The organism is Acinetobacter sp. CAU_H_S170_2 (genome assembly GCF_058890445.1).
In genome coordinates this window covers 3,074,579-3,086,860 of the sequence record NZ_JBZYAE010000001.1, presented here as the reverse complement: position 1 = coordinate 3,086,860, position 12,282 = coordinate 3,074,579, and the positions used below count along the sequence as shown (strand labels likewise).

Below are 12,282 nucleotides of genomic sequence, written 5' to 3'. Positions count from 1 at the left end.
AAGGTACGGCCTTAGGGTCTTAAAATATCGATAACATGTTGAAATATTGATCATGTGCCTTTATTTGCTATGATGAAAAGAAATGAAGAGGAAGCTGAACATGCGACGTATCGTGTTGATTTTAGTTCTTGCGACCAGTGCCGTTTTTGGTTGGATGTTTTATCAGTATTCTCAACAACAAAAAGAGCAGCAGCAGCTACAACGCTATGAAACGGTGCTGTATGAAAAGACCGAACAAATTTACAAACAAGCTCAAGATTGGACCACACCGATTCAAGTCGATGTGAAAGACCCACGTCTGACAGGTGACTATCAAATTATGGCGGAGTTTGTGCTTAGTCATATGCTGCAAAATGCCGAAGCGCGTAATCAATATCTGCGAGATTTAAAAGCCTTAAATTGGGATCAATTTTTAAATATTGACCGATTAAGCAAAGACAAAAAGAACAATTATGCTGAAACGGAGCAAATGCTGAAAGACGTACATACTGTTGTCGAGAGCTATGCACAGCAGGTTGAACAACGTCAAAAAGAGGCCATCGCTCAGGCCAAAGATTTAGCAATATCTTCGCGGTTCCGCCATCAACTGACCGACAGTATGAAAGCCAGTGAAAAAAGCCATGAAGCTACCCGCCTGTTTAGTCTTGAACAACAGAATTTAGCCAAAGCGGATCAAATTTTCTTGGTGCTGAAAAATAACCAATGGGAAAAGAAAAATAACACCTTTATGTTTTATGAAGATGCCCCACTACAGCAGTTTAATGCGCTGTATAAAGAGATTTTGGCATTGAATAGCCAAATGCAGCAGGTCGAAAAACAGACCCAAAAAGAGGTGGAACAGAAGTTATAACACCGTGCAAAGATGACAGTTGTGTAAGCGGACTGTCATCTGTTGTTCAAAATTGGCTGCTAGAGTAAAAGCATCACAACGATGACGACTTTTCAGTGCAGGCAGGTGAGTCATGAGAACCATACACGTTTTTGATGATATTCAGCATGTGTATAGTGAGTTTGTAGAAAATAAAAACTATCCAAAATTAGAACGTTTAAGCAACTGGGGGAAGAATCGATTTTTCTTCAACCAATATTTCAAAATGATCGAAGACTGGCACCACACCGAACAAATCGTGATTCAGTTTAACCAACAGTACTTCAGTCTAGATACGGGCAGTGCGCCTGACTTTATGGACAAAGAAAAGTATATGGCTTGGTTGATGGGCGAGCTCTTAATTTAAATCCTTTACAAAACAGCACAGCGCCTGATTCGTTCTAGGCGCTGTGCTTGTATTGAATTAATCAAAAATTTTATCGGCCGCTTGGAAGGGTAGACTGACCACATCAATTGCGACGGCAAAAGGCAGTAACACTAATTTTTCAAAAGGATTCATGCCCGACTTCGATTTATAACTTTCCTCTTGATGGGTATAAATGCTCACCTGATAAGGTTTACTCAAGGCTTTTAAGGACGCTAAATTGTTCGCCGCAGGGTAAACCACACCTGCCAGTTTGATCTCGAAACAGAAACGTTGTGCAAACATGCGTTCATCACTGGAACTTGAACATTCCTTCGCGCCATTTTCAATAAAAAACTCCAGATCTTTCTTACTGATGTCTTCTTTGAGTTTCACATAAGACAGTGGTAGTGTCCCTGTGAAATGACCATCATTCTCTTCTGAATAGAAACTTAGTTCTCGGGTCACTTGAATATTTTTCGGGTCCAGTTTCCCAATCAAGCTGACAAATTGAGGCCCACCTTGGGTCAATACATAACTTTTTTGTTGGCCTGCAATCACTAAACTATGCGCAGGTACATTTGGCAGAGGCTGAGCGGGTTTGCCAAAAGCCACCACTTGGTCTTCAATCAAGGTCACTTTGTTGGTACGGGTATAGGTTTTATTGTCTTTGGTCATCAGGGTTTTGGTGGCACAGCCTGTGAATAATGTTGCCATGACGCCTAAGCAAATGATGGTTTTTAAAGGTGATGCAAACATCGATAGACTCCGACTCATTTGAAATATAGTTAAGCTGAATTTTTATTGTCTTTAAGCCTATCATTAAAATGTTCAAAAAGTCGTCAAAGCTCAAAAGTTTAAAGTCATGAAAGTTCGATGAGTTGCTCAATGCCGTGGCAACAGATTTTATTTCTTATCCATCTACTGGTTTTAGATACTGAATGAATGTTAATTTGGGCCTGAACTGGCTATGATCATGCAGGCGCTTGATAAAAACGATGGACTGGCGAATACGTCATAACAAGGTGGAGACTAGGCTGATGCAAGACTTGATTTGTTATAAAAAACTTCCTGTGTGGACTGCGCAGTCCATTCCGCAAGGGTTTAAAAATCAACACAATACCAAAGCGGGTACGTGGGCAAAGCTAAAGATTTATCAAGGAGAGCTGAGTTTTGCTTTTCTAGATGAGGCAGGTCAAGTGCAATCTGAACATCTGTTTACAGCTGAGCAACAGCCACCATTTATTCAGCCTCAAGCATGGCACAAGATTGTTTCGGCGAGTGATGACATAGAGTGTCAACTACAGTTTTACTGCACTCCGCAAGATTATTTTTATAAGAAATATCAGCTTTCACCTACCCACTCAGAAATTTTGGCGGCTACGCCGTATTTACACGGTGGTCAGGCTTTGGATGTCGGCTGTGGACAAGGGCGTAACAGTCTGTATTTAAATCGGCAGGGCTTTGAGGTGGATGCTTGGGATGTGAATCCGCAAAGTTTGCAAAAATTACAGCAAATAATAGATGCCGAAGGTATTCAAAAGATTCATCTGCAACAGCGTGATTTAAATGCTGACCCAAGCATTACAGGTACATACGACTTTATTTGCTGTACGGTGGTGATGATGTTCTTGCAAGCGCCAACGGTGAAACCATTGATTGCGCAGATGCAGCAAGCTACCAAAGTGAACGGGTTTAACTTGATCGTGTGTGCGATGGATACCGATGATATTCCTGCACAGCCTGACTTTCCTTTTGCCTTTAAAGCAGGAGAGCTAAGTGCGCTATACGATGGCTGGAACATTGTGAAATACAATGAAAATGTCGGTGAGTTACATCGGGTGGATGCAGAGGGAAAACGGATTAAACAGCATTTTGCGACGTTGTTAGCGCAGAAAATTGAAGTATGAGCTTTTTAATGGTTTGAGTTGAATAGGTTTTGTATTCAACTCATTAATTAAATACTCGAAAGTCTTCGGTCACTTCCTTAAGTTAGATGGACTGTTCTTATATTCAGAAAAAGACAGTCTATTTAATGTGATGATGTGAGTAATTAAGGTTGATAAGTAATGTCTAAAGCTTTCAGAGGCAATTGAATAATGTCGATGGCGATTGTTAAAGGCAATAGCGGTATTGCAGATAGTTTTTCACGACGAGACATTTTAATATAGCCACTTTGATTGTCGTAATACATGATACGTACTTTATAAGGATGACTTAATGGCTTTAGATCCGTGGCATTCTCAATTTTGGGGTAAACCGTACCTGAAATTTCTAAACTAAATAGATGATCTTGCTGCTCTGCCTTAGAGCAATCACATGGCGCAACACCATATTTTTTGAATAATGAACGTTCTTCTGGACTTAATGTTCCATTGGGTGGTACATAAGAAAATTTAAAAGTACCGCTAAATTTATTGCTGTTGAGCCCAGAAGAATAGAAATCAAGTTCACGATTGATACGGATATATTGCGGATTGAGTTGGCTAATGAGTTGAATAAAATCAGCACCGCCTTTATTGATGAGGTAACTGTATTTATTTCCTGCAACTACAATGCTATCAGTTGGCTCGTTCGGAAGTGCTTTAGACAATTTTCCAAATGCAATCACATCGTCTTCAAGTAAGGTTACCCATCCGTATTTAGCCTCGTATTTTTGAAATAAGCTACGGGAATGATGCCCAATTTCTTTATTAGCAATGCAACCTGTGAGGAAAAGTGATGTACATAGGTAGCCGATCGTCAAAAGGGAATAAAATGGTTTAATTTTCATTGTTATGTAAAAGACTGTTATATTTTAGGTCATACCATAAAGCAAAAACTTCTGAAACTCTAGGGTTTTAGTCCCCATTATTGAATTGATACGCTTCGTTAGGAATGGTCCTAAGACTGTATAAAGATCAAATTTTATGAGAAAAGGTCGAATAGGAGTAAGAGGTTTAATGAATGTTTTGGCTTTGTAAAATAGTAAATAAGATGTTTATTCAACTTATGATTCAGTTTTGAAACTTGAACTTTCTATCTGTTAGTTTATTTTAGTTAACCGCTTTAAGTTTAAGTAAATAGTATTTACTCTTTGCTTAATAAAGAAACCCCGCAATAAGCGGGGTTTCTTTTATCTCAGTATTTAACTAAATATTAAACACGTTCGATAATTGTCGCGATACCTTGGCCCAAACCGATACACATCGTCGCAAGACCAATTTGCGTATCTTGTTGTTCCATCACATTCAATAATGTGGTTGTGATACGTGCACCAGAACAACCCAATGGGTGACCCAATGCAATCGCACCACCATTTAAGTTAATGATGTCTTGCTTGTCATATACGCCTAAGCCTTTCATTACTGATAAGCCTTGAGCAGCAAATGCTTCATTTAACTCGATGGTTTGGATATCTGCCATGCTTAAGCCAGCACGTTTAAGTGCTTTTTGAGTTGCAGGTACAGGACCATAACCCATGATCGCAGCATCACAGCCTGCAACCGCCATAGAGCGAATCACAGCACGTGGCTTAAGACCTAAAGCTTGAGCACGTTCAGCAGACATCAGTAGCATTGCAGATGCACCATCAGACAAAGCTGAAGAAGTCGCAGCTGTTACTGTACCGCCTTTCGGGTCAAATACAGGACGTAAACCTTTGAATGCTTCAAGGTTTGCATCTGGACGAATCACTTCGTCGATATCGCAAAGGATTTTGAAGCCATTGGCATCATGACCTTCAACACCTACGATTTCGTTTTTGAAACGACCTTCTTGCGTTGCAGCCCAAGCGCGGCGGTGAGATTCAACACCGAACGCATCTTGTTCTTCACGCGTAATGCCGTTCATACGACCTAACATTTCAGCCGTTAAGCCCATCATGTTCGATGCTTTTGCATAGTGCTTAGACGCTTCTGGGTTCAGGTCGATGCCGTGCATCATCCCGACGTGACCCATGTGCTCTACACCACCGATGATGAAGATATCACCTTGGTTGGTTGCAATCTGTGCAGCGGCCGTGTGAAGCGCTTGCATAGAAGAACCACAAAGACGGTTAACTGTTTGGCCTGCCACAGTTTTTGGAAGGTCAGCCAATAAACCAATGTTACGGCCAATGTTCATCCCTTGCTCTAGAGTCTGGTTTACACAGCCCCAGATCAGGTCTTCAACTTCATTGGTGTCAAACTGGTTACGAGCAACTAAAGCACGAACCAATTCAGCCGATAAGCTGTCAGCACGTACATTGCGGAACATACCGTTTTTGGTTTTACCCATTGCTGAACGTACGCCATCAACGATGACAACGTCACGTGGATTTAAAGTAGCCATTCACGTTGCTCCTTAACCGTAGAATTTTTTGTTGTTAGCAGCCATGTCACGCAACATTTGTGGCGCTTCATAAGCCTTACCTAAGTGTGCGTATTTGTCGCAAAGTGCAACGTATTCAGCAACACCAGTTTGGTCGATGTAACGGCATGGACCACCACGGAATGGAGGGAAACCTACACCCATAATCATCGCCATGTCTGCTTCAGAAGCAGTCGCGACGATGTTGTCTTCTAGGCAACGAACAGTTTCGTTACAGAAAGCAAGCATCATACGGTCAATGATTTCTTGAGCATCAAACTCACGTTTTTCCGCAGTTGCCACAGTAGCAACAAGCTCATACGCAGTTGGATCAACCACTTTGGCTTTTTTGCCTTTACGGTCAAGTTCGTATTTGTAGAAACCAACGTCGTTCTTTTGCCCCAAACGTTTGTTTTCGTACATGGTTAAAGTCGCGCCTTTGAAATCTGGCTTCATACGGTCAGGGAAACCTTCCGCCATGACTTCTGCACCGTGAACGCCCGTGTCGATACCAACAACGTCGATTAGGTAAGCAGGACCCATAGGCCAACCGAATTTTTCCATCACTTTGTCGACTTGTTGGAAGTCAGCACCGTCTTTCAATAGCAGGTCAAATGCACCGAAGTAAGGGAACAATACGCGGTTGACAAGGAAACCTGGGCAGTCGTTTACAACGATTGGTGTTTTACCCATTTTCTGAGCAAGAACTACAGTGGTCGCAATCGCTTCAGCCGAAGTCTTCTCACCACGGATCACTTCTACCAATGGCATCATGTGTACTGGGTTAAAGAAGTGCATACCGACAAAGTTTTCAGGACGTTGTAGGTTTTCAGCCAAACGTGTGATTGAAATGGTTGAAGTATTTGAAGCAATGATCGTGTTGTCACGAACGTTCTTCTCAGTTTCAGCAAGTACAATGCCTTTTACTTTTGGATTTTCAGTCACCGCTTCAATCACGATGTCCACTTCTTTAAACTCGTCATAGCTTAAAGTTGGACGGATGCGCGCAAGAGTTTCACCCATTTGAGCAGGTTTCATCTTCTTACGTTCAACTTGTTTGGTCAGTAAGCCATTGGCTTCTTTCATACCCAAAGCAAGTTGAGGGTTACCAATGTCTTTCATGATGATTGGTGTGCCTTTGCTTGCCGCTTGGTAAGCAATACCGCCACCCATGATACCCGCGCCTAATACAGCCGCTTGGTTGACAGGGTGTGCACCTTTTTCATATTTCTTCGAAGTTTTCTTCACCACTTGGTCATTGATGAATAGACCAATTAATGCATTTGCTTGTGGTGTAATTGCTGCTTTTGCAAAACCAGCCGCTTCAGCTTGAAGTGCTTCATTACGTGGAAGGCTTGCACCTGCTTGTAATGAGTCAAGAAGAAGTTTAGGCGCAGGGTATTGAGCAGGATTTGCTTTTGCAAGAACTGCACCTTTCGCCGAGTTGAACGCCATCATTTGTTCGATTGGGTTCAATTTAACTGGGTCAAGTTTTTCCTGACGTTTTGCTTTCCAGTCTACACGGCCAGCAAGTGCTTGTTTAACCAAGTCAATCGCAGCGTCTTGTAGTTTGTCTGCAGCAACAACTGCATCAACCGCACCGTCTTTCAGTGCAGCAGCTGGTTTTTTAGGATTAGCCATGGCCATCCATTCAACTGCATTGTCGATACCGATCACACGGCTTAAACGAACCGTACCACCGAAACCAGGGAAGATGCCCAGTTTGATTTCAGGAAGACCGACTTGAGCCGCGTCTGACATCACACGATAGTCACACACGAGACACATTTCAAAGCCACCGCCCAATGCCATACCATTGATCGCTGCAACTTTAGGAATCTCTAAATCTTCAAACGCGTTGAAGATGTCGTGAACAGGCAATGCCCAATCCACAATCGCTTGTTCGCCTTGAGCGAAGTTTGCACCAAATTCAGTAATATCTGCGCCAACGATAAATGTAGATTTAGCCGAAGTAACGATTAAGCCTTTGATGTCACCGTTTGCTTTAACAGCGTCAATTGCAGCTTTAAAATCTTCAATCGTTGCACGGTTAAATTTGTTGACCGACTCACCTTGTAAGTCAAAGCGGAATTCTGCAATTCCGTCCGAAAGCATTTGGACGGTAATGGCATTGCCAGCGTGGATCATGCCTGATCTCCTTATTTTGGAGGACTTCTAAGTTGATGTTGTGAAGCGAGTACGTCATTCCTACGTACATCTATGCTCCGCCAATCTTACGATAACTATATCGAAAAAGAACATAACAAGTTGTATCAAGCCGTGACGCAAGGGTCATCTATTTTTATTCAATTATTTCGTGTGCTTGCGTGATGAATTTTTGAGTGATGTGGTCTAAATAGAGTGAAGTTTTTGTTTCATTTAAGATTTTTTATGGATGAGTGATCAAAAAACGATTAGGCGGCGTCCTTATATTTCAAGTCAATCTTTGCGCCGATTTTGGCAATTTAGTCAATGCTGCACTTGCAGGTAAACCCAAACAGAATGAAAACTTGTGATGAAAAGCTGGAAATAGGACGTACTTTGCAGCCTATGTTACAATTCGCAGTCTAGACCGAATACCGGTCTTTTTCTTTTATTTCGTTTTCTTTGGTTTCCAGGTTTTCATATGATTAAGTGGATCATTCTGGCGATTTTTATTCTTTCTGCACTTTATATTCAGCAACGTGGGAAGGTTCGTCACTCGTTTTATCGTCAATTTTTCGATCATTCAACGATTCTTGCGCCGATAAACTACCTCATGTACATGTTTTCAAAGGTACCGAATCAGCCATATATCGATACACAGCATTTTCAAGACTTAAAAGTGTTGGATGAAAACTGGGAAATGATTCGTGATGAAGCAAAAGCTTTATATGAAAAAGGCGGAATTAAAGCATCGAGCAGTTATGATGACTTGGGGTTTAACTCCTTTTTCAAAACAGGCTGGAAGCGTTTTTATCTGAAATGGTATGACTCTGCACATCCATCAGCCGCTGAACTTTGTCCAAAAACGACTGCGTTGCTGAAAACCTTGCCGACCATTAAAGCCGCGATGTTTACTGAACTGGCACCAGACAGCCGTTTGGTTCGTCACCGTGACCCTTATGCGGGTTCATTGCGTTATCACTTGGGGTTGATCACACCGAATGATGATCGCTGCTTTATTGATGTGGATGGTGAGCGCTATTCATGGCGCGATGGTGAAAGCGTGGTCTTTGATGAAACTTATATTCATTATGCCGAAAACACCACTGATCAAAACCGCATTATTTTCTTTGCCGATGTCGAGCGTCCATTAAAGACACGCTTTATGGAACGTTTCAATCACTGGTTTGGTAAAAAAGTTATGACCGCTGCCAGCTCTCCAAATGAAGCAGGGGATCAAACGGGTGGACTGAATAAAGTCTTTGGTTATGTCTATCAAGTGCGGATCAAAGCTAAAGCCTTGAAGAAAACCAACCGTCAACTGTACTACTTCTTAAAGTGGTTCTTAATGCTCGGAATTTTCTTCCTGATCTTTGTTCGACCTTATGTGTTTTAAAGTACATTAAACGCCCTGAGTGGCGTTTTTTTATTTGGGCAGAAAAGGGGAAGCCTATCTGCCCTTTTGATTTTTCTATTTATTTCAAAGCTTACAGTGGATTTGAACCACGCATGGCTTTATGCTTTATCCAGTTAAAACTAAAAACAACATGAGCGCGTATCTGTGTCATTTTTAAGATCGCAACTTATAACTTAGATAAAGCATGAGGTTTCAAGGTGCAAAAGTTTCGTTCTAAGATGGACTGGTGGTTTTTGGGGTTTATTATTGCGATGTCAGGCCTGTTAGCCCAATTGATTTTGACCACCTATGGCAAAGGCATTTTGATGCAAAATTTTTTGTTCGTTGTGGTCTATGCTTTGACTATTGTTTTGCTGTGGTGGCCGCTGTGGAGTACTCGCTATGTGGTCGATCAGGGGCAACTGACAGTTCGCAGTCTCTGTTTTAAATGGATCATTCCCTTGACTGCGATACAGTCGGTTTCTGAAACAGATAATTCAATCAGTTCACCTGCTTTGTCTCTAGACCGTCTAAAGATTGAATACTTAAAAGAGGGCCAAACCAAAACCATTTTGGTGTCACCGAAAGACAAAGTCGCGTTTAAAGCTGCGTTAAAATTGTCATAAATATAGTCTTAGGCAGGTTCTATGCTTTAAGGGCCTAAGCGAGTGAAAGCCTTGCTCAAATATGCCGTGAGGACTAAAGTAAAATAAACTTGAGTCCTATTCACTCTCACAAACCTCCACTTGCAAAACGTCTACTTGCCGTTGAAGGATATGCTTATGAAGTCGTATCAATTGAGTCCGACACAAATTCAAACTTTAGTGCCTCATATGGGAAGTTGTATCGCATCAGATATGATTACGGTGCATGGCCTAAAAGTGGCCTACATGTACCGTGAAGAAGCACAATCTAGCGATGAAAGTGGCTGGGTTTTTTTATCGGGTGAAGAAGGAGATGACTATATTGAAGACCCTGAAAACTTGGGTCTTTATGAGGTCAATGTGATTGCCAACTATGATAGGGACATCATTGCTCACTTAAATGCGCCTGCGGGAAGTCACTTTGCCCGCAATGAGCAAGGTGTGTTTGAACGGATCGATTTTGAAGCGATGGATCTGGAATAAGCCTTCAATCTCAGTATCAATGTCTTTTGCCAGCCAGACTGGTTTTGAAATGAACTTTCATGTGCTTGAAATGCGTCAGACCTGCCCAATCTAAAAGACAGATCCAAGGCTAAGCCTAAGCAGAACAGTTGACGGCGAGCCGAGAAAATTAGGGAACCCTGTGAACGAAAACGCACGAGAACATATCGAAAAAATTTTAGCCAATATGACCACACTGCCAGGCGTTTATCGCATGCTCGGCAAAGACGGTGAACTGCTGTATGTGGGCAAAGCGAAAAATTTAAAAAATCGTGTTTCCAGTTATTTTGTCAAAACTATTGAGCACCCGAAGACGCAGGCTTTGGTGGCGCGTATTTATGACATCGAAACCTTAGTCGTTCGTTCCGAAACTGAAGCGCTGCTGCTTGAACAAAACCTGATTAAGCTGCACCGTCCACCCTATAACATCATGCTCAGGGACGATAAGTCCTATGTGTATATCTTTGTCTCTGCCGACAAACCTTATCCACGGATTGCATCGGGTCGGGGCAAAGGCAAACACCAAGTTGGGAAGTTTTTTGGACCGTATCCGAGTGCTTATAATGCACGGGATACTTTGTTGGTTTTGCAAAAGCTGTTTAATGTTCGCCAGTGTGAAAATAGCTATTTTTCACAGCGTAAGCGTCCTTGTTTGCAGTATCAAATCAAACGTTGTTCAGCGCCGTGTGTAGGACTCATTAGCCCTGAAGAGTATAAAAATGATGTCGATAACTCGATTCGTTTTTTACAAGGGGACACCAAAGAGCTGAATCAAGAACTGATTGCGAAAATGGAGCAAGCGGCCGAAGCCCTAGAATTTGAAAAAGCGGTGTTTTACCGTGACCGTATGGCACTGTTACGGGATGTCCAGTCTCAACAAGCTATTTATAAGCTCAAAGGTGAGGCCGATATTTTAGCGATTGCCTATCAGGCAGGGGTGACCTGTGTGCAGATTATGCATGTGCGTAACGGGAAAATGCTCGGAGGAAAAAGTTATTTTCCAGATATGCTCGGAGAGGGTTTGGGGCAAATGCTGGCCGACTTCATAGCGAACTTTTATTTCCAAGTGGCGGATGAAGTACCCAGTGAGGTGATTGTAAATGTCGAATTGCCCGATCAAAAAGAACTGGAACAAGCACTACAGCAACAGTTTGATAAGAAAGTACAGATTAAACATAGCGTGCGTGAGACACGTGCAGAATGGTTAGAGCTGGCACAGATGAATGTGCAGCATGCGATCAAAGGGCAATTGGCTAATCACTTTGAGCTGAATGAGCGTTTCCATCAACTTGAACAAGTGGTGGGACGTCCGATTGATCGGATCGAATGTTTTGACATCTCACATACCATGGGTGAAGAAACCGTGGCTTCGTGTGTGGTATTCGACAGTGGCGGCATTCGTAAGCGCGATTATCGTCAGTTTTCAATTCAAGACATTACCGCGGGTGATGACTATGCCGCAATGCGCCAAGCCCTGACTCGTCGTTATAAAAAAGCCATGTTGCCTGATTTACTCTTGATTGATGGTGGCAAAGGGCAGTTGCATATGGCGATGGACGTCATGCAAGAGCTGGGTTTAGAGGCCTTTATGGTTGGGGTGTCAAAAGGCGAGGGGCGTAAACCGGGTCTTGAAACCCTACACTTTACCGATGGAACTAAAATTCAGTTGCCTGAAGATCATAAAGCGTTGCATTTGATACAACAGGTGCGTGATGAGGCACACCGGTTTGCGATTACTAAACACCGAGCTAAACGTGATAAAAAACGTGGTTCATCGATTTTGGAAGTGATTCCAGGTTTGGGTCCGAAACGCCGCCGCGATTTGTTGACGCACTTTGGCGGGATTCAAGGGGTGTTGAAAGCCTCCGAAAAAGACTTAACCCTAGTCCCCGGTTTGGGTGAAGTGATGGCCCGCACCATTTATAAAGTTTTGCATGAGTAGAACCGCATCTACTGCGATTGCAAAAGTGCTCATTGACGCATGGGTCATTGATCATTCACATTGGTTGAATTGTGTTGTAAAGATATGGACGGA

General features: G+C 42.4%; 11 protein-coding genes. 7 read left to right on the top strand and 4 right to left on the bottom strand.

The features are described 5' to 3' along the window. Positions 1 to 100 precede the first annotated feature (100 nt). Both AC5EUN_RS15135 and AC5EUN_RS15130 read left to right on the top strand, forming a co-directional pair. Complete coding sequence (locus AC5EUN_RS15135) at positions 101 to 850, top strand: hypothetical protein (RefSeq protein ID WP_159152928.1); 750 nt, start codon at positions 101 to 103, stop codon at positions 848 to 850. Between the two features lie 112 nt (positions 851 to 962). Then, entirely contained in the window at positions 963 to 1,235 is a 273-nt protein-coding gene (locus tag AC5EUN_RS15130; RefSeq protein WP_005400961.1) for a hypothetical protein, read from the top strand. A gap of 57 nt (positions 1,236 to 1,292) precedes the next feature. Here the strand turns inward: AC5EUN_RS15130 and AC5EUN_RS15125 are convergent, their stop codons facing one another. Then, complete coding sequence (locus AC5EUN_RS15125; RefSeq protein ID WP_159152929.1) at positions 1,293 to 1,991, bottom strand: YidX family protein; 699 nt, start codon at positions 1,989 to 1,991, stop codon at positions 1,293 to 1,295. Between the two features lie 281 nt (positions 1,992 to 2,272). On the opposite strand from AC5EUN_RS15125, the gene tehB reads away from it, so the two are divergent. Then, positions 2,273 to 3,142, top strand: a complete 870-nt coding sequence (tehB, locus tag AC5EUN_RS15120) for an SAM-dependent methyltransferase TehB (RefSeq protein ID WP_159152930.1) — start codon at positions 2,273 to 2,275, stop codon at positions 3,140 to 3,142. Between the two features lie 143 nt (positions 3,143 to 3,285). Here tehB and AC5EUN_RS15115 read toward each other — a convergent pair whose 3' ends face one another. From AC5EUN_RS15115 to fadB, 3 genes are all read right to left on the bottom strand, one after another. Beyond that, the gene (locus tag AC5EUN_RS15115) at positions 3,286 to 4,005 is read right to left on the bottom strand and encodes a YidX family protein (protein WP_178895937.1); all 720 of its coding nucleotides are present in this window, start codon (positions 4,003 to 4,005) and stop codon (positions 3,286 to 3,288) included. 365 nt (positions 4,006 to 4,370) lie between these two features. Beyond that, entirely contained in the window at positions 4,371 to 5,543 is a 1,173-nt protein-coding gene (gene fadA / locus AC5EUN_RS15110) for an acetyl-CoA C-acyltransferase FadA (RefSeq protein ID WP_159152932.1), read from the bottom strand. 12 nt (positions 5,544 to 5,555) lie between these two features. Then, positions 5,556 to 7,709, bottom strand: coding sequence for a fatty acid oxidation complex subunit alpha FadB (fadB, locus tag AC5EUN_RS15105; RefSeq protein ID WP_159152933.1), 2,154 nt, complete (start codon positions 7,707 to 7,709; stop codon positions 5,556 to 5,558). A gap of 478 nt (positions 7,710 to 8,187) precedes the next feature. On the opposite strand from fadB, the gene lpxO reads away from it, so the two are divergent. The 4 genes from lpxO to uvrC all read left to right on the top strand — a co-directional run bounded on the left by lpxO (position 8,188) and on the right by uvrC (position 12,189). Next, the gene (gene lpxO, locus AC5EUN_RS15100; RefSeq protein ID WP_125273387.1) at positions 8,188 to 9,102 is read left to right on the top strand and encodes a lipid A hydroxylase LpxO; all 915 of its coding nucleotides are present in this window, start codon (positions 8,188 to 8,190) and stop codon (positions 9,100 to 9,102) included. Between the two features lie 218 nt (positions 9,103 to 9,320). Beyond that, positions 9,321 to 9,728 carry a PH domain-containing protein gene (locus AC5EUN_RS15095; RefSeq protein WP_159152934.1) on the top strand — a complete coding sequence of 136 codons (408 nt, stop codon included), beginning with the start codon at positions 9,321 to 9,323 and terminating at the stop codon, positions 9,726 to 9,728. 156 nt (positions 9,729 to 9,884) lie between these two features. Next, the gene (locus AC5EUN_RS15090) at positions 9,885 to 10,229 is read left to right on the top strand and encodes a DUF2185 domain-containing protein (RefSeq protein WP_159152935.1); all 345 of its coding nucleotides are present in this window, start codon (positions 9,885 to 9,887) and stop codon (positions 10,227 to 10,229) included. A 160-nt stretch (positions 10,230 to 10,389) separates the two neighbouring features. Next, on the top strand, positions 10,390 to 12,189 hold the full coding sequence (gene uvrC, locus AC5EUN_RS15085; protein ID WP_159152936.1) for an excinuclease ABC subunit UvrC: 1,800 nt from the start codon (positions 10,390 to 10,392) through the stop codon (positions 12,187 to 12,189). Positions 12,190 to 12,282 lie beyond the last annotated feature (93 nt).

Excerpts from the sequence above, each read along its gene's own strand:
- AC5EUN_RS15135 (WP_159152928.1), top strand. The coding sequence starts at position 101 with ATGCGACGTATCGTGTTGATTTTAGTTCTTGCGACCAGTGCCGTTTTT.
- AC5EUN_RS15130 (WP_005400961.1), top strand. The coding sequence starts at position 963 with ATGAGAACCATACACGTTTTTGATGATATTCAGCATGTGTATAGTGAG.
- AC5EUN_RS15125 (WP_159152929.1), bottom strand. The coding sequence starts at position 1,991 with ATGTTTGCATCACCTTTAAAAACCATCATTTGCTTAGGCGTCATGGCA.
- tehB (WP_159152930.1), top strand. The coding sequence starts at position 2,273 with ATGCAAGACTTGATTTGTTATAAAAAACTTCCTGTGTGGACTGCGCAG.
- AC5EUN_RS15115 (WP_178895937.1), bottom strand. The coding sequence starts at position 4,005 with ATGAAAATTAAACCATTTTATTCCCTTTTGACGATCGGCTACCTATGT.
- fadA (WP_159152932.1), bottom strand. The coding sequence starts at position 5,543 with ATGGCTACTTTAAATCCACGTGACGTTGTCATCGTTGATGGCGTACGT.
- fadB (WP_159152933.1), bottom strand. The coding sequence starts at position 7,709 with ATGATCCACGCTGGCAATGCCATTACCGTCCAAATGCTTTCGGACGGA.
- lpxO (WP_125273387.1), top strand. The coding sequence starts at position 8,188 with ATGATTAAGTGGATCATTCTGGCGATTTTTATTCTTTCTGCACTTTAT.
- AC5EUN_RS15090 (WP_159152935.1), top strand. The coding sequence starts at position 9,885 with ATGAAGTCGTATCAATTGAGTCCGACACAAATTCAAACTTTAGTGCCT.